This window comes from Pseudorhodoplanes sinuspersici (assembly GCF_002119765.1).
GTDB classification, from domain to species: domain Bacteria; phylum Pseudomonadota; class Alphaproteobacteria; order Rhizobiales; family Xanthobacteraceae; genus Pseudorhodoplanes; species Pseudorhodoplanes sinuspersici.
The window spans coordinates 4,170,469-4,190,813 of sequence record NZ_CP021112.1; the positions used below are offsets into that span (position 1 = coordinate 4,170,469).

The window sequence follows — 20,345 nt, forward strand, 5'->3', positions numbered from 1 at the left end:
TTAGGACTTTCAGGCCTTGTCTGCTTCCAGCAGCCCCGACCCGAAAAACAGCCCGGCAACGCCGGCGCCAATCAGCGGAGCGACGATAAACAGCCAGAGCTGTGCGACTGCGTGTGGTGCAGTGCCGTAGCCGATCAATGCCGGGCCAATCGAGCGAGCCGGATTGACCGAGACACCGGTGACGTTGATGCCGACGATATGGATGGCCGTCAGCGTCAGGCCGATAGCCAGGCCCGCAAATTGCGATGGGGCGCCACGCTGCGTCACACCGAGAATGCAGACGAGGAAAATAAATGTTGCTACGGCTTCGAAAACGAAGGCTGAGGTGAGATTGTATTGGCCCAGATAGCCTTCGCCCCAGCCGTTCTGGCCAAGACCGCCATTCCAGCCCTCGGCCTTGCCCGACAGGATGAGATACAGCACCGCGGCTCCGGCGATGGCGCCAAGAATTTGCGCGATCGCGTACGTGATGAAATCACCGACCGACATGCGGCCGGCGAGCAGCACGCCGAAGCTCACAGCCGGGTTGACGTGGCAACCCGACACCGGACCAATGCCATAGGCCATTGCAACGATCGCAAGGCCGAACGCAAATGCGATGCCGAGGATATCGATTGAAGTCGGGCCAGTGCCCATGCCGGCAATCACTGCGGCACCGCAACCAAACAAGACGAGTGTGAAAGTCCCTATGAATTCTGCAACTGCTTTCTTCATGCATGCCTCTGGCCGTTTGCTTAATACGCAATCATCAACAATGTGCGCGATGATACAAAGCGCATATTGATCATCGCAGATTCGCGCAAACGGCGGGGGAGAGCTTGCTTGCATATCAGCGCTGTGGATGAGCGCCAGGATAGGCCGCCGATGCAAGCGTCGTGGACTTTTGTGATTGATGAAAACGGATCAGCGCTTTGCCCGTTTGGACTTGGTCTTGGACTGAGACTTCGTCTTTGATTTTGATGCTGTTTTGGCTTTGGCCACACGCTTTGCGGCCATTCCGGGTTCGCGGAAGGGATACGTTTCGCCATCCGGCAACGGCACGCGAAACACATTCAACGTCATTGCAACGAGCGTGTAGTATCCGAGTATTCCAACGAACTCGACCATGCCCGCGTCACCGAACATGGCATGCACGCGGCTGTAAGTCTTGTCTGAGACCCGCTTTGTGCGGTGCAGTTCGGCAATGAAGTCATAAATCGCGCGCTGCTCCTTGCTCAGCTTCGGCGCGCGCCCGGTGCGCAGAGCATCGATCGTTGCCGCCTTGACGCCGGACCTTTGCGCGATCGGCGCGTGAACCCAGAATTCGTATTGCGATCGCCAGATGCGTCCCAGCACCAAGATGATGAATTCCGACAGATGCGGCGGGATGCTGGTGTTGTACCTGCAGAAGGCGCCGAGCTTCTGGGCGAGATCGCCGTAATCCGGCGCTTCCAGGAAAACTGCGAAAGGCCCGCCGAGCGCACCCTTGCCGCGCGACATCTCTATGTCGGCCAACAGCGCAAGCTGCTTGTCGCTCATCTTAGACTTATTCGGGATTTGCAGGCGAGGCGCAGGGATAGGGGCCGGCATTGAACGGTCCTCGATGCTTTTGCTCGGTCGGGAATGGATGCTCAGGCTTCGCCAAACACGCGCTTGAAGATCGTGTCGACGTGCTTGAAGTGATAACCCAGATCGAAATTCTCCTCGATCTCGGCATCGCTCATTTTCGCGGTGACACGCGGGTCGGCTTTCAGGAAGGCGAGGAAGTCACCTTCGCCGCGCCAGACCTTCATCGCGTTGTCCTGGACGATCCTGTAGGCATCCTCGCGCGCGACACCCTTGTTTGTCAGAGCGATCAAGACGCGCTGCGAATGCACCAGTCCGCCGAGCCGGTCGAGATTCTTCTGCATGTTCTCGGGATAGACGATGAGTTTATCGATGATGCCGGCGAGCCGGTTCAGCGCAAAGTCGAGCGTTACCGTCGCATCTGGTCCGATCATGCGTTCGACCGACGAATGCGAGATATCGCGTTCATGCCACAGCGCCACATTCTCCATCGCCGGGATCGCATAGGAGCGGACCATGCGGGCGAGGCCGGTGATGTTTTCCGACAGCACCGGATTGCGCTTGTGCGGCATCGCCGACGAGCCCTTCTGGCCCTGCGAGAAGAACTCCTCGGCTTCAAGCACTTCGGTGCGCTGCAGATGGCGGATTTCCGTCGCCAGCCGCTCGACCGATGAGGCGACAACACCAAGCGTTGCAAAATACATCGCGTGCCGGTCGCGCGGGATCACCTGCGTCGAGATCGGCTCGGGTGTTAGGCCCATGGCTTTGGCGACATGCGCTTCCACGCGCGGGTCGATTTGCGCGAAAGTGCCGACAGCACCGGAAATGGCGCAGGTCGCGATCTCCTTGCGGGCGGCGATCAGCCTTGCCTTGGCGCGATCGAATTCGGCGTAGGCCTGCGCCAGTTTCAGGCCAAACGTGACCGGTTCGGCATGGATACCATGCGAGCGGCCGATGGTCGGGGTCAGCTTGTGTTCGAATGCGCGCCGCTTCAGCGCCGCGAGCAGCCTGTCGACATCGGCAATCAGGATATCGGTCGCGAGTGCAAGCTGGATGCTGAGACAGGTGTCGAGCACGTCCGAAGAGGTCATGCCCTGATGGACGAAGCGCGCATCAGGGCCGACGATTTCGGCAAGGTGGGTCAAAAACGCGATGACGTCATGCTTGACCTCGGCTTCGATGGCGTCGATGCGTGCGACATTGAACGTCGCCGCTTCGCCTTTCTCGCGAATCGTTTTCGCGGCTTCCTTCGGGATCTGTCCCAGCTCCGCCATGGCCTCGGCGGCATGCGATTCGATCTCGAACCAGATGCGGAATCTCTGCTCGGGCGACCAGATGGCCGCCATTTCCGGCCGGGTGTAACGGGGAATCATGGGCTGCTCACGATAAGCACGAAAAGGATATCGGCCGTCGCGTAACACGCCGCCGCCGCCCGGCAAACCCCTGTCAGGCCCTCAGAAAGTGCTTTTGCAGCCGTTTTCCGCCTGCGTCAGCGGTAGAGCCCGTAGGTCTCCCACTTCTCTTCCGGGATAGGTTTGCCGACCTTGTAGGTGAAGGTGGACACCTTCATGCGGTCGGGCGTCGCCTTGCAGGTGAAGGAATATTGGTACCACTTGCCCTTGCTGCGGAAGGCGCCGCCATCGCCAGTCACTGTGTCGCCGCGGAGCTTCGGCTTCGACAGGGCATAGATCACCGCCCGATCCGGCCGGTATGGATTGGCGTCCTTGTTGACCCTGGCCATCGTCTCCACGGCGCAGACCTGCTCTAGCCGGGTGGTCGGATCAAGGTGGGCCAGGCTGCGGTCGAAGCGGGTATTTCCGGCATGCGAGGGGGCCGCGAATAGCAACATGGCGCAGGCGGTCAGGACAATCTGCTTCATTTCAGCTTCCGGGAATCAAAGGCTATTGGGATGGGCAGACGAGGGCATTTTCCTTATTGGCGCTTTCTGGCGGCCTCCAATTGTGCGGCGGCGGTTTGAACATCGGCCAGATCGCGGAATGCGAGTTTGCCGGTGTAATCGACATCCCGCATTTTTGTCGACATGTTTGATGCGAAATACAGATGCCCGCTTTCGCCACCTGCGCTCATGATTTCGAGTTTTTCGTCCATGCGATTGAACGGGCAGGAGACCGTGCTCGGCCGCAGGCCGGTCCGGACGATCAGCGCTCGCCGGTCGGTGATCGCGTAAATTGTGTATTGGGTCTCGATGGCGAGGATGATGGGCGCTGCAAGCATTGCGAGCCCTATCATGGCAAGGGGGATGAAAATCCCCCACGTCGTGCGTCCGGCCAGGAACAGTCCGAAAATCGCGATGCACCAGGGCACCCCGATCCACAACAGAAAGATCTTGTTGCGGATGGTGGTCCAGATGTCGGGGCGCACCGCGTAGATCACCCGTTCGCCGGGTTCAAGGTCGTTGGCGAGCAGCGTCAGCGCATGGGCCGGCGCGATCACGCCGCTTCGCCGCGTGTCAGGGCGGCAGCATGGCGAATGGCCGAGATGTTGTCGCCATAGGCGGACGGACCGCCTTTGAACACCGCCGAGCCGGCCACCAGAACATTGGCGCCCGCGGCCACGACTTTCGGAGCGGTGTCGGCGGTGATGCCGCCATCGACTTCGAGATCGATCGGCCGCCCGGCAATCATTGAACGGACTCGTGCAATTTTTTCGCTCGCGGACGGAATGAAAGCCTGGCCGCCGAAACCCGGATTGACCGACATGATGAGGACGAGATCGACCAGATCGAGCACATATTCGATGCTGCTTTCCGGCGTTGCCGGATTGATCGACACGCCAGCCTTTTTCCCGAGGGCGCGGATCGCCTGCAATGACCGGTGCAGGTTGGGCCCGGCCTCCGCATGAACGGTAATGATATCGCAGCCGGCTTTGGCAAAGGCTTCGAGATGCGGGTCGGCCGGCGCGATCATCAGATGCACGTCAAAGATTTTCTTCGAATGCGGCCGGATCGATTTGATCACGTCCGGCCCGAAGGTAATGTTGGGCACGAAATGCCCGTCCATCACGTCGAGATGGATCCAGTCGGCGCCGGCGGCATCGGCGGCACGCACTTCCTCTCCGAGTTTGGAGAAGTCCGAGGCCAGGATCGATGGCGCGATCAAAAGGGGGCGGGGCATGCTGTCCTCATCAAACCTTGCCGCGTCAAACGTCGCTTACTGAATCGTGAGCGGCCCGTCTAACACCCCCGCCTTGGGCGGGCAAACCGTGGATTTTGAGAGCGTGGCGACGGCTTTTCCCGCATAACTGGCCGCTGCGGCAAATGTGGGCAGAGTCACGACACCTGCACGAATCCTGCATTGCGCCTATATGGATGTCAGATTTCTGCGCCACCATCCCCCGGCAGCCGGCCAGCCGCGGTCTCTTAGGCTATTCTCGAGGAATTCATGGCTCGTACTGATGTGATTGTTCTCGGCGCCGGCGTCGTCGGCGTGTCCGCCGCCCTTCACCTTGCCAAACGCGGTCTGTCCGTCTCGCTGATCGATCGAAAGCCCGTGGGTGAGGAGACCTCATACGGCAATGCCGGGATTATCGAGGGCAATACGTATTTCCCGTATCCGTTTCCGCTGAAGATTTCCGCGTTGTTGAAGATCGCTTTCAAACAGGCGCCAGAAGCGAATTATCACTTATCTTATCTGCCAAAGATTGCGCCGTGGCTGTTTGCCTATCTTCGGCATTCGCGCGGCGCGGCGATGTTCGAATTTGCCGCAAAGATGCGGCCGCTCTTTGCCAATTCGATTGCCGAGCATGAAAAGCTGATGCGGGAAGCCGGCGCGGAGCGCTATCTGCGTACCAATGGTTGGCTGAAAATCTATCGCACGACGCAAGCCTTCAATGACGCCAAGCCCGATCTCGATGCCATTGCCGCTGCCGGCCTCGCATTCGAGGCGCTGGATACGGCGGGGTCGATGGTGCTGGAGCCAGGACTTTCGCCGATTTTCGAGCGTGGGATCTATTGGCCGCAGGCCGCGAGTGTCAACAATCCGCTTGCGGTGACGCGCGCCTATGCCGAGCGTTTCAAGGCGCTGGGCGGGGTGATCGTGACCGGCGATGCGCGGTCACTGCACCGAGCCGATGGCCGCTGGCGTGTCGATACGACCGAAGGACCGGTGGATGGCGCGCAGGCGGTGGTCGCGCTTGGCCCATGGGCGCAGGATGTTCTCGATCCGCTCGGCATCAGGCTGCCGCTCGAAGTGAAGCGCGGTTATCATCGACACTTCAAGCCCAAGGGCAACAAGGGCCTGAACCGTCCGGTGCTGGATGCCGAAGTCGGATACGCGATGGTGCCGATGGAGCAGGGGCTGCGCCTGACCACGGGCGCGGAATTCGCCGCGCGCGATGCGCCGCCGACGCCGGTGCAGTTCGATCGCCTGATGCCGCAGGCGCGCGCGCTGTTTCCCATTGGCGAGCCGGTGGAAGACGAGCCGTGGATGGGCCGGCGTCCGTGTTTTCCGGATTCCATGCCGGTGATCGGGGCTGCGCCGGGGCAAAGCAATCTTTGGCTCGATTACGGCCATGCGCATTGGGGGCTAACACTGGGGCCCGTCAGCGGCCGCTTGCTCACGGAACTGATGATGGGCGAAACGCCCTTCACCGATCCTGCGCCTTATCGTGCGGAACGGTTCATGAAGTAATGGTTTTGCGAAAAATGATGTTCGAAATCTAATGAGCCGTGCGTTCGCTGAACGGCAGGATTTCGTGGAAGTGATAGCGGCCGCGAATGGCGATGTTGAAGAACGCGCCTTTCGACGACGACGCCAGAAAGGCTTCGTAGATAGATTGCGGGACATTCGCGTAGGCATATTGGCGGCCGGACACGAACGTGATGCGCAGCTCACGCTTGTCGGCGGCATAGACCGTCTCACGAATGACGGAGGATTCAACGGCTCTCGCCTGGGGCGGAATATATTGCGAACGCATAACCACACGCTTTCCTTGTTGGTATTTATTTCATGAACAACGCCGATGAAAGCGGGCAGTTCATGTTTACCGTCAGGATCGTCGCGGATGGTTTATCCGTGGGGTTTTAGGCAAATTTGCCGCGCTCGAATGTGTCGCGCCATGATGGGAGTGCATTGTCGAAGGGCAGGGCTTTTGCTTCGTAGACGCCACGGGCGATAGCACGTGCCAGCACATTGGCTGCGAGAGCGCCGAGCGTCGTCAGCGACATCAGCGGGTCTGCGAGAGGCTTTCGACCCGTTGCGGCCGCAAAGACGACATCGCCGTCAAGCGGCGTGTGCACGGGATAGATCGCGCGGGCGCAACCGGTTTGCGCCATAACGGCAAGGCGGTTGGCCTGCGCGCTGGTGAGAACGGCATCGGTCGCAACCAGCGCAATGGTGGTCGCCTGGCGTGGTGCGCCGCCTTTGGTGCGAATGACGAGATCGTCCGGCGTGAATTGCTTTGGCCAGCCGCGTCCGCCGAATTCATTGTCACGTTCAAACGGCGCCGCCCAGAAATACGGGCCGTCGCCGATGGTGACGCTGCCGACCGCATTGACGATGACGAGCGCGCCGACGGTGTGACCTTCATCCGTGGTCGCCGATGCCGAGCCGACACCGCCTTTCAGGTTGACCACAGTCGCGCCCATGCCGGCGCCGGCGCTGCCCAATGCGAAGGTATCCGAGGCCGCCGAGGCCGCCCGATAGCCAAGCTCCCGGTAGGGTGAGAATCGGCCCCAGTCCTTGTTCCCGCCTGCCAGCAGATCGAAAACGATGGCCCCGGGCACAATCGGCACGCGTGCCGGTCCGATGGCAAAGCCACGGCCTTGCTCACGCAGCCAGGCCTGTGCGCCTGAGGCGGCATCAAGCCCGAAAGCGGAGCCGCCTGAGAGTGTAATCGCATCGACCTGCTCGACGGTTGTTTCCGCGGCCAGAAGCTCGGTTTCGCGTGTGCCCGGTCCGCCGCCGCGCAAATCGACGGAGGCGATTGTGGGCTCGTCAAAAATAATGACGGTCGAACCCGAGCCGAGCACTGCGTCATCGGCATGGCCGACCTTCAATCCCGCGACGTCGGTGATCAGATTGCGCAATGGCCTGCTCCACGTTGTCTCCCGCGGGCTCGACCCGCGGGTCCATCTTTTTCGAATGATGATTGCATCAGACGCGGGCCTGCCCGCGTCTGACCCTATCAATTCCACAAGTCGGGTAAACCCGACTTGCGGGTCAAGCCCGGCAAATGACGAGCAGTAACATGACAGCCCTGCGGTCACATCACAGAGAGGCGACGGGCGATCCGCTTGCGTCGTGCCCCGCAGCCATGCATGACAACATCCATGCCGGACGTGTCTTTCCTTGCCGCGTTATTCGCGGGCCTGATCAGCTTCCTGTCTCCTTGCGTGTTGCCGCTGGTGCCGCCTTATCTCGTCTATCTGGCGGGAACCTCGCTTGAGCGGCTGGCCGACAAGGAGCCAGAACCGCGTGTGCGGCTGGAAACGGTGTTTGCGGCCTGTCTGTTCGTGGCGGGATTTTCGACCGTCTTCATCGCGCTGGGAGCGAGCGCCACCCTGATCGGCGGGCTGCTGCGCGCCTATTCGGATGTTCTGGCGACGGTTGCCGGCATCGCCATCATCATCATGGGCCTGCATTTCCTTGGGCTGACGCGCATCTCGTTTCTGCTGCGCGAAAAACGCGTCGGTATGGCCAAGCCGATCGGGCTGTGGGGCGCCTATGTGATGGGACTGGCCTTCGCCTTTGGCTGGACGCCATGCATCGGACCGATCCTGGCCGCGATCCTTGCGGTTGCTGCGTCCGAAGCCACCGTGGCCAAAGGCGCCTCGCTGCTGGCCGTTTATTCGCTCGGTCTTGGTATCCCGTTCGTGCTGGCCGCCTTCGCGGCCGAGCCTTTCGCGGCGTTCCTGTCGCGTTTCCGCGCGCATCTGCAGAAGGTTGAGATGGCGATGGGCGCGCTTTTGGTTCTGACGGGGATCATGTTTCTCACCGGAACGATCACGACCATGAGTTTCTGGCTGCTGGAGACATTCCCGGCTTTGGGCCGGATCGGGTGACGCGCGAAAACAGCAGGAAAACAAGGGCCTTTGCCCGGCCTGTTTCACGTGAAAATATTCCTATGGCCCGCTATTCGTCCGTTTTCATGCTCGTAGAAGATGCTTTGCTCGGTCGCGGAAGAGACCGCAACATGCGTGTTCGCCCGTGTCGTCGTCTGTCATCGAACGCAGAGCAGCACCTGTAACGCGCTTTGACGCCGTGGCGTGATCCAATCCGGCACAGGTTCCGCATTGGCGGTGCGACACGTTGCATTGTCGAACGGGAGATGATCGCCATCTAAACTCGATGCGTGCGGGCGTTCGCCCGATCAGCAGGGAGGCAAGTCCCGATGGCCATCAGACGGAAAGAGGAAGAGCGTGCGCTCGACGCCGACGAGCGCGACCTCGTGGAGAAGACGCATCACCCGGCGCTTCAGGAGCTATCCGACCGCGAATTGTCTGATCTGGTGAAACTCGTGCGCGAACGTCGTGACAGGGCGAAGACGCAGGCCAATCAGCGGCGGCGCGAGATGCGTGGCAAGGCCGCGCCCAAGGGGGCGACGCCATCGAAATCCGATGAGGGATCAAAAGCCAAGCTGGCCGTGCTTGCGATGGCCGTCCGCCGTCTCAATAGCGAAAGCGAACGCCGCCGCCGCATGATGGCCGCCGTCACTCATGTCGAGAATGCAAGGAAGGCACTCGCGATGAAGCAAGCGAGCGAGGCCGGTAACGAAACCGGCTTCAACACCCGGCAAGCCCATAACGGCATGCGCAACATCGCCACGGAGCGACGGAAATCACTGATCCGTCCGATGGAGCGCGGGCGTCTGCGCAAGGCCGCCGCGGTGGCTCAGGCCAAGCGCGATGCGCGCTGATTGACGGCAAGAGAGCCTTTCCGGCTTTGATGGCTTCGCGGATGAGGCCGGTAATAGGACCGGCCTGTGCGGCGGTTTTCCATTGTTGTTTTCCGTATGGATGTGCTCTTGCTTTGCCGCCAGATCACGATGATTTTGGATCGGATCGATCCAAAATCATAAACGTGATCGATTCTCATAAGTTAGAGCATGATGTTGTCCGAAAACCGCTTCGCACTTTTCGGCATCATGCTCTAGGCGAAGCGAAATAGCATTGCCCCGGTGTGAAACACGATGTTGAAGCGTTTTTTTCAACGGCAGCCTTCTCCCCACGGCGCCGATCGCTCCCGTTTCGAGACGCGGGCGCCGAGCCATCAGAATGCGCTTGATATTTTTTCCGGTGGCTGGGCGTCCGATCTGTCGCCGGTGTTGCCGGGCGCAATCAGTGGCGATGTCCCGCTCTTTGCCGATACGAGACCCAAGGCCGCGGCAACAGGACTTGGCCGCAACGGGCGCCTCGACGGCATGCGCATTCTCGAACTTGGGCCACTCGAAGGCGGGCACAGCTATGCGCTGGAACAACTCGGCGCCGATGTGCTGGCGATCGAGAGCAACGCCGACGCCTATCTGAAATGCCTCATCGCCAAGGAAATCACCGGGATCAAAGCCAAATTCATGCTGGGCGATGTGACTGAATTTCTCAAGTCAACACGCGAGCGCTTCGACCTGATTTTTGCCTGTGGCGTCCTCTATCACATGCGCGATCCGATCACCGTGATCGAGGATATCAGCCGCGTCACCGACCGCTGCTATGTCTGGTCGCACGTGTTCGATGAAAAGCATTATCATGGTCCGCCGCGCCGCAAGCTGTTCGATCCGCGTCATGCGGACATGGAATTGTGGGAGACGAATTACGGACGTTCGTCGAAGGATCCGAAATTCTGGGGCGGCAACGGTGCTTATGCGCGATGGATGCGGGCGAACGATATGCTGGCGCTGTTCGATCGCCACGGACTGAAGGCGTTCGGCCTTGCATACGACATGGCCAGTCCCATTGCGACGGCGATCAGCTTCTGCGCGCAGCGGGGCTAGAGTCTCTCCGCTCGTCGCCGCGGAGGCGGGGACCCAGAAAACAAACAGAGCTGGATTCCCGCCTTCGCGGGAATGAGCGGCGAGAGACCGAGACCTTCTGCCAAACGAAGAGCGGCTATGACACCACGTGTCCAGCCACGGCGCGCAGTTGTCGTTTCAGCCTCTTTCGATCAGCCCTTCTGCTCGCGCCAGAATCTTGTTCATGATCCGCTCCAGCATGAGACGTTCGTCCGCGTCGAGGGCGCCAAGGAGATAGTCTTCTCGGGCACGGACGAGCGGGACAATCTTCTGAAACAAGCTGCGACCGGCCGGAGTCAGTTCGAGAATCTTGGCTCTCCGGTCGGTGGCATCCTCCCGGCGCTCGATGAAACCTTCCTCTTCGAGTCGCGCGACGGCCCGGCTCACCTGCATCTTATCGAGCGCCGAATAAGGCGCGATGTCTTTGGCTGCCATTCCGCTGTGGGTGCCGAGCGCCGCCAGGACGCGCCACTCGACGCGGCTGATATCGAAGCGACCCGCATAAAGCTGTGAGATCGCAAGCGAAACGCGCTCAGCCAGGGCCGCAAGTTGGTAGGGGAAAAAGCGCCCCAGTTCGAAGCGGTCACGGGACATGGTCATCACCTGTTCGCCCATTGGCCAGACGCCTGCATCGGCGGCACCCAAAATTGTATCGTATGTTAGTGATTTTAATACGTTTTGTCCAATTGCCGCTGGCGCGTTCCCCCTTATTACATCGAAAATCCTGCTTGGTCGTCTTCTTGGCCTTGCGCAAATTAGTAACATTTGTTACTTTATGGATCAGGAAACCAAGGAGGGCATCATGCTCATCGAAAAGATTCATCACGTCGCCTACCGCTGTAAGGATGCCAAGGAGACAGTCGACTTCTACAAACGCGTGATGGGGATGGAGCTTGTTGGCGCCATTGCCGAAGACAAGGTTCCCTCAACCAAGGAGCCCGACCCCTACATGCATATTTTTCTCGATGCCGGCTCGGGCAACATTCTCGCTTTTTTTGAGCTGCCAAAATCGCCGCCCATGAGCCGCGATCCGAATACGCCGGATTGGACGCAGCACATCGCCTTTCAGGTCGCCGACGTCGCCGCTCTCGAAACCATCAAGGCCAAAGCCAAGGCTGAAGGCCTGGAGGTCGTTGGCCCGACCGACCATGACATCTTCAAGTCGATCTATTTCTTCGATCCGTCCGGTCATCGTCTCGAACTTGCAGCATGGACGACCACGCCCGAGACCATGGCGAAACTCAAAGCTGTGGCGCCGGCCATGGTTGAGGAATGGGCGGCGACCAAGAAGCCGCCGCGTCACGCCGCCTGGCTTCATGAAAAGGAGTTCGCCGCGCATTGAGTGCCCTTTGCGCCTATAGCGTTTTGGTCGTCCCCGCCGGAGCCTGTCATCGGGCGCGCGACCGATCTCGGGCCTGCCCGAGATCGGCAAATGAATATGACCTAAGTCGGCAACAGCCGACTTAGGTGCGCGGCCCGTTGGCGGGACGACAGCGACTTATTTTGAGGTTTCCATCAAAACACGAAACGCTTTTAGGGCAGGGGAGCGTGGATGCCCGGCAACGCAGACAAGTTTACGCAGTCTGCGCACGTTTGACTGCAGGGCCGGGAAGGATAGTGACGACCTCAAGCTCGAACAAAGCCCCTAGGGCTTCACACCATAGGTGATGATCATCGGCCCAAGCTCGGCCTGATTGATGCGCTTGAAGCCGGCGCGCTGGAAGTAGATCGCGATCTCCTGCGGCGTCGACATCTTGCTGATGCTGGGCGGGCGCTGCGCCGGCGGGATCCTGGTGTGCTCGATGAAGATGTTCCAGCCCTGGTCGCTGGCGAGGCTGATATTGTCGACGATCATCCGGCCGCCTGGCTTCAGAATACGGAAGCCTTCGACGATGTAGTTGTAGCGCTCCCACTCGTCGAGATGCATGAACACCGTCGTGCAGTAGACCATATCGGCCGATGCGGTTGCGATCGGCGACAGGTCGAAGCCGTTGGTCGCGATCGCCTCGACATTCTTGTGATCCGCGAGCCGCTGTTTGATCACGGCGATCATGTTCTCGGAGACGTCGGTGCCGATCCAGCGCTTGCAGAGCGGCGCGACGAGTTCTCCGACGCGGCCGAAGCCGGCGCCGATATCGACGATCACATCGTCGGGGTGAATACCGACATGGCGCTGCAGCCATTCCAGGGTCTGCTCTGCCGAGCGCTGGTGCTCGACCTTATCCAGCGTGCCGCTGACCGCGAGCTTTGCCTTGTCCTCGGTCGGCGCGACGGCGTTCCAGACCGACTTGTATTCGAACCTGGCATAGCTATCCCAAGGCCGCGGCTTCAGGCCGGTAGCCCTCAAAACACGCTGAAGCATTGTGATGTCCTCCTGTCGGAAAGCATGAGCGATCGCCACAGCCGGGTCAATCACGCTTCAAGACACCACGATGCTGAGCCGCTTCGCCGCGCGGGTGATACCGGTATAGAGCCAGCGTTCGCGACTGTCAGGGAAGGCGAAGCTTTCGTCGAACAAAACGACATCGTCCCATTGTGAGCCTTGCGACTTGTGCACGGTGAGCACATAGCCGTAATCGAATTCGTCGTATTTCTTGCGCTGGGGCCAGTCGAAATCTTCGATGCCGCCCAAGAAACACTCGCGGCGCACGGAGACTTTCACCGCTTTCACGCCAAGCGCGGCGCCTGACACGTCGGCTTCGGGTGTTATACGCATGGTGATGACGCTGCCGGATTTGCCGGCGGCGCGTTCCTTCACCACCCACAATCCGCCATTGAACAGCGCCTTGCGGCGGTTGTTGCGCAGACACACGAGCTTGTCGCCCGCCACCGGCAGACCTTCCTCGCGGCCAAGCCGTTCACGCAGCCGCGTGTTGTAAGCTCTGCGCGTGTTGTTGCGGCCGACCAGGATCTGGTCGGTCTCAAGCACGCGGTCGGGATCGAAATCGCTGCGCAACACGACTTCGGTGTCGCCATAGCGGCCGGGTTCGAGCCGTCTGCCTTCGCGCACCATCATGGAGAGGCGAACGATCGGATCATCCTGCGCCTGGCGATGCACTTCGGTCAGCATCGCGTCGGGCTCTGCCTCGGTGAAGAAGCCGCCGCCCTGGATCGGCGGAAGCTGCGCAGGATCGCCCAGCACCAGCACCGGAATGCCGAACGACATCAGGTCGCGGCCGAGTTCGGCATCGACCATCGAGCATTCGTCGATGACGATCAGCGCCGCCTTGGAGGCGGGGGCGTCGTCCCAGAGTTCGAAGCTCGGCGTTTCCGCGCTGCTTTCCCGGGTCTTGTAGATCAGCGAATGAATGGTCGAGGCGCCGTAGCAGCCCTTGGAGCGCATCACCAGCGCCGCCTTGCCGGTGAAGGCCGCGAACGAGACCTTGCCATCGACGCTTTCGGCGAGATGCCGGGCGAGGGTGGTCTTGCCGGTGCCGGCAAAGCCGAACAGCCGGAAAATCTGCGGGGTGTTGCCGGTGCCGGGCTTGGCTTTCAGCCAGGCCGACACGGCGCGGAGGGCATCGTCCTGTTGCGGGGAGAATTCGGGCATGGGGCGGTGTGTAGAGCGATTTGGGGCGCGATGTAACCCTGACTCGTGTCAGTCCCAAACTCCGCTCATTCCCGCGAAGGCGGGAATCCAGTCTTGTGACTCTGGGGTCCCCGCCGGAGCCGTCATCGAGCGCGCGACGGTCTCGGGCTTGCCCGAGATCGGCAAATGAATATGACCTAAGTCAGCAACAGCCGACTTAGGTGCGCGACCCGTTGGCGGGGACGAGCGGAAACAAAAAAGCCCGCTCGGAAACCAAGCGGGCTTTTTTGCGCGAGGGCGAAAATCAATCCTCGAAATAGCTGAGCTTGCCGTCCGGGCCCTTCTTCCAGGTGTAGAGCACGTAGCGGTCTTTCTTCTTGCCATCGACGATGTAGCCGTCATTCGACACGTCGCCGTTCTTGTCGAAGGCGATGTCGCCGAGCACGGTCTTGAACGGCTTTCCGGCCCGCAGAACGTCGGCCACCTTCTTCGGATCAAGCGACTTGGCCTGTTCGGCCGCGGCCTTGATGAGCTGCAGCGCCGCATAGCTGTAGAGCGTGTAGGCGTGCGGCTCGAAGCCCTTCTTGCGGAACACCTCGACGATTTCCTTGTTGGCCGGATTGGTACGCGGATCGGGCGAGAAGGTCATCAGCGTACCTTCGGCGCCGGGGCCGGCAATGGAGGCGAACTCGTCATCGGTGATGCCGTCGCCGCCCATCAGCGGTGCCTTCACGCCCTGGTCGCGCATCTGGCGCACGATCAGGCCGCCGGTATCGTGCAGGCCGCCCCAATAGAGCAGGTCGATATTGGCGGCCTTCAGTTTGGAGACGAGCGCGGTGAAGTCCTTGTCGTCGCGGTTGACGCCTTCATAGAGGACTTCCTTCACGCCGCCCTTGTTCATGGCCTTGCGCGTTTCGTCGGCGAGGCCCTGACCATAGGTGGTCTTGTCATGCACGACGGCGACGCGCTTGCCCTTGAACTTCTCCGCGATGAGGTTGCCGGCAACGCCGCCCTGCTGATCGTCGCGGCCGCAGACGCGAAATACGTTCCACATCTTGCGATCGGTGATCCGCGGATTGGTCGCGGCCGGCGTGATCGAAAGGATGCCGTTTTCCTGATAGACCTCGGAGGCCGGCATGGTGACGCCGGAATTGAAGTGGCCGACCACGAACTTCACGCCATCCGCTGCGAATTTGTTGGCGACCGAGACGCCTTCCTTCGGGTCGCCGCGATCGTCGCCGACGAAGAGCTGAATCTTCTGGCCGTTGATGCCGCCGGCGGCATTGATGTCGGCCACCGCCTGTTCGACGCCGTTTTTCAGTTGCAGGCCGAAGGCGGCGCTGCCGCCGGTGATCGGGCCGGCGACGCCGATCTTGATTTGCGCCGTCGCAGAACTCGTCGCGGCTACGGCAAAGCCGAGCGCAAGGCCGAGTACGATTGTCCGTTTCATTCAAAACTCCCCTCGAATGCGTGGCGGGCTGGTTCCGCCGCAAGGATGCTGGTTGGACGGTATTCGCCTTACGTCGATTCTAGCGCCAAACCGGGAAAAAGGTCAGCCGGATTTGGATGCTGCGGCGTTTCGCGCAACTCTTTTTGCCGCCCAATTCAGGAGGCCGGCCCGCCGGTAGATCCAGCCATATTGTTCCGCCATCTGACCGGCTCTGGTCATGCGGTAACCCCACAGACCAAACAACAGGCAGAACAGGGTATCGACCGCGTAATAATACGGTGCCAGCAGCGTGCCGCCGAACAGGGCGAAGTGGAAGAAGCGGACCGCGCCGCCAAGCGCGAGAGCCGCCAGAAACACCTGCCATGACGGCCGCCAGGTGCCGGCAATGGCCCGGCCGGACAGAAAGGCGGCGCCGCCCCCGAGAAAGATCGTGACCAGCAGGAAGACGAAGAAGGAATCCTCTTCATAAAAGAGCGAGGCGATGACGCGCAGAAAAATAAAGACGGGGACCAATACCAGATCCATCTAGCTGGCCTCCCGCCGTCCGCCTTCCAGATAGGCGGCTTTGATCTCGGGTCTGTCGAGCAGTTCGCGGCCGGTTCCGGACATGGTGATTTCGCCATTGACCATCACGTAGCCGCGATGGGCGAGGCGGAGCGCATGAAAGGCATTCTGTTCGACCAACAGCACGGTCAGACCCGTGCGCCTGTTGAGATCGGCGACGGCATCGAAAATGTGCCGGGCCACCAGCGGCGCGAGGCCAAGCGAGGGTTCGTCGAGCAGAAGCAGGCGCGGCCGCGACATCAAGGCGCGGGCGATCGCCAGCATCTGCTGCTCGCCGCCGGAGAGCGTGCCGCCGCGTTGGGCGATGCGCTCCTTGATGCGCGGAAACAGCATGAAGATGCGTTCGAGGTCTTCCTCGAAATGCGCGTTGCCAATGACAGCCGCGCCCATCTGCAGATTTTCAAGCACCGTCATGCGCGAGAAAATCCGCCGGCCTTCCGGCGATTGCGCGATGGACAGACGCGCGATCTCGTGCGTCGGTCTATGGGTGATGTCATGGCCGTCGAAGACGATCTGGCCTTCGGCCGCGCGCGGATTGCCGAAGATCGTCATCATCAGCGTCGACTTGCCGGCGCCATTGGCTCCGATCAGCGTGACGATCTCGCCCGGATCGACATGCAGGTCGACGGAGCGCAGCGCGGTGATATTGCCATACATCGTGGTGACGCCACGAATGGCGAGGAGGGGTGAGAATGGGCTGGCGGGCGTGCTCATGATGCACTCCGCAAGTCAAATATAACCCGCTCGTCCCCGCGAAAGCGGGGACCCAGAGCCGCACCGCAAAATGTATCTGCCGAAGACTGGGTCCCCGCTTTCGCGGGGGCGAACGGAGTGTGGAGCGAGGCCCGGTGATTCACAGCCCGACCTCCGATGCGACGGCTTCCACCTCTTCCTGTTCGACGCCGAGATAGGCGGCGATGACGTTCGGATCGTTCTTGACCTGATCGCGGGTGCCGTCGGAGATCTTCTCGCCGTAATCCAGCACGACGACGTGATCGGAAATCTGCATGACCACTGACATGTCGTGCTCGATCAGGAGGATCGAGGTCCGGTGCCGGTCGCGGATCTGGATCAGCAACTCGGACAGTTCTGCGCTTTCGCGTGGATTGAGACCCGCCGCCGGTTCGTCAAGGCACAGCAGCACCGGATCGGTGCACATGGCGCGCGCGATTTCGAGCCGGCGCTGATCGCCATAGGGAAGATCGCCCGCCGGATCGTCGGCGCGATCGATAAGATTGATGGTCTCGAGCCATTGCACGGCCTTGTCGATGGCGATGGCCTCGGCATTGCGGAATGGCGCCAACCCGAAGATGCCGAAGATGGAAAAGCCCGAGGCCCGCATCAGCGGCTTGTGCTGGGCGACCAGAAGATTTTCCAGCACCGTCATGCCGCGGAACAGACGGATATTCTGAAACGTGCGTGCGACCCGCGCATATTTGGCGACGTCGTGGTCGGCCATGCGTTCCAGCAGAAACAACGAACCGTTGCGGCCGGTGTCGCTTTGCTTCGGGCTGGCCGTCAATTCTTCGAGACGATCCCAAGCGGCAGGCTCGCCGCATTGCAGCGCGATGCGGCCTTCGGTCGGCTTGTAGAAACCGGTGATGCAGTTGAACACGGTGGTCTTGCCGGCGCCGTTCGGGCCGATCAGCGCGGTGATGTCGCCGTGCTTGGCCGTGAAGGACAGGTCGTGCACCGCGATGAGCCCACCGAACCGCATGGTGAGATGCTCGACGCGGAGGATATCGTCGGAAGCGCTCATCCACGGCCTTCCTTGACGAACTTGGCGGCGATGGTCTTGCGCTCATGCAGGAAGGCGGTGGGATCACGCGTCGAGATCAGGCCGCGCGGCTTCCAGATCATGATCAGCACCATCGCCGCGCCGAACAGCAGCATGCGGTATTGCGTCGGATCGAACTGACTGCCGAAAATGGTTTTCAGGAAGTCGAGCTCGCGCAGATATTCGGTGCCGCCAATCATCAGGATCGCGGCGATGGCGACGCCGAAGGCGCTGCCCATGCCGCCGAGCACGACGATGGCGACGATCATCGCCGATTCCATGAAGGTGAAGGATTCCGGCGAGATGAAGCCCTGGCGCGCGGCGAAAAAGGAGCCGGCAAAGCCGCCGAACATCGCGCCGATGGCAAAGGCCGAGAGCTTGGTGTTGGTGGTGTTGATGCCGAGCGCGCGGCAGGCGATCTCGTCTTCGCGCAAGGCCTCCCAGGCGCGGCCGATCGGCAGACGGCGCAGCCGCATGGTGACGAAGGCCGTCAGCAGCGCGAGGCACAGGATCAGGTAATAGAGAAAGATGGTGCGATAGAGCGGCGAGAATTCAAGGCCGAACACCGCGGCGAAGCCATCGTCATCGGCGTTGAACGGAATGCCGAAAAAGCTCGGCCGCGGAATGCCGCTGATGCCGGCATAGCCGTTGGTGAGATCGACCCAGTTGATCAGCACAAGGCGGATGATCTCGCCGAAGGCCAGGGTAACGATGGCGAGATAGTCGCCGCGCAGGCGCAGCACCGGAAAGCCGAGCAGGATGCCCCAGAAGGCGGCGAGAATGCCGGCGAGCGGCAGCAGAATCCAGAACGAAAAACCGAAATTCTGCGACAGCAGCGCATAGGAATAGGCGCCGACCGCATAGAAGGCGACGTAGCCGAGATCGAGCAGGCCAGCGAGGCCGACGACAATGTTCAGGCCCCATCCCAGCATGATGTAGATCAGGATCTGGATGCCGAAATTGTCGATCCACTTCACCGAACCCTGCCAGCCGGCAAGCTGAATCGCGACGACCGGATAAAGAAACGCAAAGCCAAGCGCGAATGGCATAGCGAATTTTGCGATCGCTGCGCGCCGGTGAGCGGCCTTGAGGCTTGTGCTCTCCGGTTTTGCGGCGGCTCGCCTTTGCGCCAGCGGCCGGATGACGAACGAGACGATCAGGCTGATGACGACAACGCCCAGCACCATCGCCGCCAGCAGGTAAGGCCGTTCCTGCAGGATCAATTCGTTGCGGATGTTGACGGTGGTCTGCAGGCCGATCAGCGGCAGCAGCAGGCCGAAGGTCACAAGACCTGCCAGGAGGGCGTCTCTCAATCCGCGCAGCACATCGATGCGCGGCTGTACCTTCTCCACCATGTCAGACCTTTTCGACCTCGGGGCGGCCGAGCAGGCCTTGCGGCAGGAAGATCAGCACGACCGCCAGGATCGAGAATGCGGCAACATCCTTGTAATCGGTCGAAAAATAAGCCGACCAGAATGTCTCGATCAATCCGATCAACAGACCGCCGATCACCGCACCGGGCAGCGAGCCGATGCCGCCGAGCACGGCGGCAGTGAACGCCTTGATGCCGGGCACGAAACCATCGGCGAAACTGATCACGCCGTAATACATCAGGTACATCGTGCCGGCGACGCCGGCGAGGGCCGCACCGATGATGAAGGTGATGGAAATGGTGCGATCGACATTGACGCCGAGCAGCGACGCCATTTTCGGATCCTGTTCGCAGGCGCGTTGCGCCCGGCCGAGCGAAGTTTTGGTCACGACATACCAGAAGATCGCCAGCACGAGCGCGGTGACGATCCAGATAATCAACTGCCGATATGACAGTGTGACCTGATAATTGCCGCGATCAATCAGCACGATGCCGTCCTGCACGATCGGCGGTATCGATTTATGCCGCGGACCCTGCGCGACCTGAACGAAATTCGACAGGAAGATCGACATGCCGATGGCCGAGATCAGCGGCGCCAGACGAAACGAGCCGCGCAGCGGCCGATAAGCGACACGTTCGATGCCCCAGCTCAATAGCGACGTCACCAGCATGGCGACCAGGAGCACGATCAGCAGTACGAGAAAGATCGACGACATGCCGAGCCAGCTCGTCAGCACCAGTACCGTGATCAGCGCAACGAAGGTCGAGACCATGAAGACATCGCCATGGGCGAAATTCACCATGCCGATAATGCCGAACACCATCGTGTAGCCGATGGCGATCAGGCCATAGATCGAGCCCAGCGTGATGCCATTGACGAGTTGCTGGACGAAACCTTCCAACATTCGACGTGCCTTTCCCCAAAGTCCCGTAGCCCGGCTCGTCGAACGGACGCCGAAACGACATCCGATGACCCATGTTTCATAGCAGCGGCACCCCGGCGCAGCAACGCAGCGCTGGCTGAAACGATATTCCGATCAAATACCTGTGGACGTCGAATGCCCCCTGCGGGATCCCGCCGCTCAACCAACCGGACGCTGAAATTTTGCGCAGTCTTTAGGCGAAGGCGAGTGGTCTTCTGCTG

The 20,345-nt window shown here is 60.8% G+C and carries 22 protein-coding genes; 5 read left to right on the forward strand and 17 right to left on the reverse strand.

Going from position 1 to position 20,345, the window contains the following annotated elements:
* Positions 1-9: 9 nt before the first annotated feature.
* The 6 genes from CAK95_RS20205 to rpe form a co-directional block, all read right to left on the reverse strand.
* Complete coding sequence (locus CAK95_RS20205; protein WP_086089551.1) at positions 10-714, reverse strand: aquaporin; 705 nt, start codon at positions 712-714, stop codon at positions 10-12.
* A gap of 189 nt (positions 715-903) precedes the next feature.
* Positions 904-1,518, reverse strand: a complete 615-nt coding sequence (locus CAK95_RS20210) for a carboxymuconolactone decarboxylase family protein (RefSeq protein WP_198343744.1) — start codon at positions 1,516-1,518, stop codon at positions 904-906.
* Between the two features lie 92 nt (positions 1,519-1,610).
* Positions 1,611-2,918, reverse strand: a complete 1,308-nt coding sequence (gene purB / locus CAK95_RS20215; RefSeq protein WP_086091538.1) for an adenylosuccinate lyase — start codon at positions 2,916-2,918, stop codon at positions 1,611-1,613.
* Between the two features lie 116 nt (positions 2,919-3,034).
* Positions 3,035-3,424 carry a DUF930 domain-containing protein gene (locus tag CAK95_RS20220; RefSeq protein WP_086089552.1) on the reverse strand — a complete coding sequence of 130 codons (390 nt, stop codon included), beginning with the start codon at positions 3,422-3,424 and terminating at the stop codon, positions 3,035-3,037.
* Between the two features lie 53 nt (positions 3,425-3,477).
* On the reverse strand, positions 3,478-3,999 hold the full coding sequence (locus tag CAK95_RS20225) for a hypothetical protein (protein WP_086089553.1): 522 nt from the start codon (positions 3,997-3,999) through the stop codon (positions 3,478-3,480).
* Entirely contained in the window at positions 3,996-4,679 is a 684-nt protein-coding gene (gene rpe / locus CAK95_RS20230; RefSeq protein WP_086089554.1) for a ribulose-phosphate 3-epimerase, read from the reverse strand. Before rpe ends, CAK95_RS20225 begins: the two co-directional genes overlap by 4 nt.
* Positions 4,680-4,946: 267 nt before the next feature.
* Between rpe and CAK95_RS20235 the strand changes: the two genes are divergently transcribed.
* The gene (locus CAK95_RS20235) at positions 4,947-6,194 is read left to right on the forward strand and encodes an NAD(P)/FAD-dependent oxidoreductase (protein ID WP_086089555.1); all 1,248 of its coding nucleotides are present in this window, start codon (positions 4,947-4,949) and stop codon (positions 6,192-6,194) included.
* A gap of 28 nt (positions 6,195-6,222) precedes the next feature.
* Here the strand turns inward: CAK95_RS20235 and CAK95_RS20240 are convergent, their stop codons facing one another.
* Together CAK95_RS20240 and CAK95_RS20245 are read right to left on the reverse strand one after the other, a co-directional pair.
* Entirely contained in the window at positions 6,223-6,480 is a 258-nt protein-coding gene (locus CAK95_RS20240; RefSeq protein WP_086089556.1) for a KTSC domain-containing protein, read from the reverse strand.
* Between the two features lie 106 nt (positions 6,481-6,586).
* Positions 6,587-7,591, reverse strand: coding sequence for a P1 family peptidase (locus CAK95_RS20245; protein ID WP_086089557.1), 1,005 nt, complete (start codon positions 7,589-7,591; stop codon positions 6,587-6,589).
* 231 nt (positions 7,592-7,822) lie between these two features.
* Here CAK95_RS20245 and CAK95_RS20250 point away from each other — a divergent pair, with 231 nt between their 5' ends.
* The 3 genes from CAK95_RS20250 to CAK95_RS20260 all read left to right on the forward strand — a co-directional run bounded on the left by CAK95_RS20250 (position 7,823) and on the right by CAK95_RS20260 (position 10,491).
* Positions 7,823-8,566, forward strand: a complete 744-nt coding sequence (locus CAK95_RS20250; protein ID WP_245303472.1) for a cytochrome c biogenesis CcdA family protein — start codon at positions 7,823-7,825, stop codon at positions 8,564-8,566.
* A 329-nt stretch (positions 8,567-8,895) separates the two neighbouring features.
* Positions 8,896-9,420: a hypothetical protein gene (locus CAK95_RS20255; protein WP_086089558.1), complete on the forward strand. Its 525-nt coding sequence runs from the start codon at positions 8,896-8,898 to the stop codon at positions 9,418-9,420.
* Positions 9,421-9,693: 273 nt separating this feature from the next.
* Positions 9,694-10,491, forward strand: a complete 798-nt coding sequence (locus CAK95_RS20260) for a class I SAM-dependent methyltransferase (RefSeq protein WP_086089559.1) — start codon at positions 9,694-9,696, stop codon at positions 10,489-10,491.
* Between the two features lie 156 nt (positions 10,492-10,647).
* Here the strand turns inward: CAK95_RS20260 and CAK95_RS20265 are convergent, their stop codons facing one another.
* Complete coding sequence (locus tag CAK95_RS20265) at positions 10,648-11,124, reverse strand: MarR family winged helix-turn-helix transcriptional regulator (protein ID WP_245303473.1); 477 nt, start codon at positions 11,122-11,124, stop codon at positions 10,648-10,650.
* A 187-nt stretch (positions 11,125-11,311) separates the two neighbouring features.
* On the opposite strand from CAK95_RS20265, the gene CAK95_RS20270 reads away from it, so the two are divergent.
* Positions 11,312-11,851 (forward strand): VOC family protein, encoded by a 540-nt coding sequence (locus CAK95_RS20270; protein WP_086091541.1) that lies wholly within the window; start codon positions 11,312-11,314, stop codon positions 11,849-11,851.
* Positions 11,852-12,154: 303 nt separating this feature from the next.
* On the opposite strand, the gene CAK95_RS20275 is transcribed toward CAK95_RS20270, so the two are convergent.
* The 8 genes from CAK95_RS20275 to CAK95_RS20310 all read right to left on the reverse strand — a co-directional run bounded on the left by CAK95_RS20275 (position 12,155) and on the right by CAK95_RS20310 (position 20,106).
* On the reverse strand, positions 12,155-12,871 hold the full coding sequence (locus CAK95_RS20275; RefSeq protein ID WP_120265347.1) for a class I SAM-dependent methyltransferase: 717 nt from the start codon (positions 12,869-12,871) through the stop codon (positions 12,155-12,157).
* Positions 12,872-12,928: 57 nt separating this feature from the next.
* The gene (locus tag CAK95_RS20280; RefSeq protein WP_086089561.1) at positions 12,929-14,059 is read right to left on the reverse strand and encodes an ATP-dependent DNA helicase; all 1,131 of its coding nucleotides are present in this window, start codon (positions 14,057-14,059) and stop codon (positions 12,929-12,931) included.
* Between the two features lie 283 nt (positions 14,060-14,342).
* On the reverse strand, positions 14,343-15,488 hold the full coding sequence (locus CAK95_RS20285) for a branched-chain amino acid ABC transporter substrate-binding protein (protein ID WP_086089562.1): 1,146 nt from the start codon (positions 15,486-15,488) through the stop codon (positions 14,343-14,345).
* Between the two features lie 102 nt (positions 15,489-15,590).
* A complete protein-coding gene (locus CAK95_RS20290) occupies positions 15,591-16,013 on the reverse strand; it encodes a DUF6867 family protein (protein WP_425349622.1) in 423 nt (140 codons plus the stop codon).
* Positions 16,014-16,766 (reverse strand): ABC transporter ATP-binding protein, encoded by a 753-nt coding sequence (locus CAK95_RS20295; protein ID WP_086089563.1) that lies wholly within the window; start codon positions 16,764-16,766, stop codon positions 16,014-16,016.
* Positions 16,767-16,905: 139 nt separating this feature from the next.
* Positions 16,906-17,811 carry an ABC transporter ATP-binding protein gene (locus CAK95_RS20300; protein WP_086089564.1) on the reverse strand — a complete coding sequence of 302 codons (906 nt, stop codon included), beginning with the start codon at positions 17,809-17,811 and terminating at the stop codon, positions 16,906-16,908.
* Complete coding sequence (gene livM / locus CAK95_RS20305) at positions 17,808-19,184, reverse strand: high-affinity branched-chain amino acid ABC transporter permease LivM (protein WP_086089565.1); 1,377 nt, start codon at positions 19,182-19,184, stop codon at positions 17,808-17,810. The genes CAK95_RS20300 and livM overlap by 4 nt, the downstream gene beginning before the upstream one ends.
* Before the next feature lies 1 nt (position 19,185).
* Complete coding sequence (locus CAK95_RS20310; protein WP_183044163.1) at positions 19,186-20,106, reverse strand: ABC transporter permease subunit; 921 nt, start codon at positions 20,104-20,106, stop codon at positions 19,186-19,188.
* Positions 20,107-20,345 lie beyond the last annotated feature (239 nt).

Excerpts from the sequence above, each read along its gene's own strand:
- CAK95_RS20205 (WP_086089551.1), bottom strand. The coding sequence starts at position 714 with ATGAAGAAAGCAGTTGCAGAATTCATAGGGACTTTCACACTCGTCTTG.
- CAK95_RS20210 (WP_198343744.1), bottom strand. The coding sequence starts at position 1,518 with ATGAGCGACAAGCAGCTTGCGCTGTTGGCCGACATAGAGATGTCGCGC.
- purB (WP_086091538.1), bottom strand. The coding sequence starts at position 2,918 with ATGATTCCCCGTTACACCCGGCCGGAAATGGCGGCCATCTGGTCGCCC.
- CAK95_RS20220 (WP_086089552.1), bottom strand. The coding sequence starts at position 3,424 with ATGAAGCAGATTGTCCTGACCGCCTGCGCCATGTTGCTATTCGCGGCC.
- rpe (WP_086089554.1), bottom strand. The coding sequence starts at position 4,679 with ATGCCCCGCCCCCTTTTGATCGCGCCATCGATCCTGGCCTCGGACTTC.
- CAK95_RS20235 (WP_086089555.1), top strand. The coding sequence starts at position 4,947 with ATGGCTCGTACTGATGTGATTGTTCTCGGCGCCGGCGTCGTCGGCGTG.
- CAK95_RS20240 (WP_086089556.1), bottom strand. The coding sequence starts at position 6,480 with ATGCGTTCGCAATATATTCCGCCCCAGGCGAGAGCCGTTGAATCCTCC.
- CAK95_RS20250 (WP_245303472.1), top strand. The coding sequence starts at position 7,823 with ATGACAACATCCATGCCGGACGTGTCTTTCCTTGCCGCGTTATTCGCG.
- CAK95_RS20255 (WP_086089558.1), top strand. The coding sequence starts at position 8,896 with ATGGCCATCAGACGGAAAGAGGAAGAGCGTGCGCTCGACGCCGACGAG.
- CAK95_RS20260 (WP_086089559.1), top strand. The coding sequence starts at position 9,694 with ATGTTGAAGCGTTTTTTTCAACGGCAGCCTTCTCCCCACGGCGCCGAT.
- CAK95_RS20265 (WP_245303473.1), bottom strand. The coding sequence starts at position 11,124 with ATGGGCGAACAGGTGATGACCATGTCCCGTGACCGCTTCGAACTGGGG.
- CAK95_RS20270 (WP_086091541.1), top strand. The coding sequence starts at position 11,312 with ATGCTCATCGAAAAGATTCATCACGTCGCCTACCGCTGTAAGGATGCC.
- CAK95_RS20275 (WP_120265347.1), bottom strand. The coding sequence starts at position 12,871 with ATGCTTCAGCGTGTTTTGAGGGCTACCGGCCTGAAGCCGCGGCCTTGG.
- CAK95_RS20280 (WP_086089561.1), bottom strand. The coding sequence starts at position 14,059 with ATGCCCGAATTCTCCCCGCAACAGGACGATGCCCTCCGCGCCGTGTCG.
- CAK95_RS20285 (WP_086089562.1), bottom strand. The coding sequence starts at position 15,488 with ATGAAACGGACAATCGTACTCGGCCTTGCGCTCGGCTTTGCCGTAGCC.
- CAK95_RS20290 (WP_425349622.1), bottom strand. The coding sequence starts at position 16,013 with ATGGATCTGGTATTGGTCCCCGTCTTTATTTTTCTGCGCGTCATCGCC.
- CAK95_RS20295 (WP_086089563.1), bottom strand. The coding sequence starts at position 16,766 with ATGAGCACGCCCGCCAGCCCATTCTCACCCCTCCTCGCCATTCGTGGC.
- CAK95_RS20300 (WP_086089564.1), bottom strand. The coding sequence starts at position 17,811 with ATGAGCGCTTCCGACGATATCCTCCGCGTCGAGCATCTCACCATGCGG.
- livM (WP_086089565.1), bottom strand. The coding sequence starts at position 19,184 with ATGGTGGAGAAGGTACAGCCGCGCATCGATGTGCTGCGCGGATTGAGA.
- CAK95_RS20310 (WP_183044163.1), bottom strand. The coding sequence starts at position 20,106 with ATGTTGGAAGGTTTCGTCCAGCAACTCGTCAATGGCATCACGCTGGGC.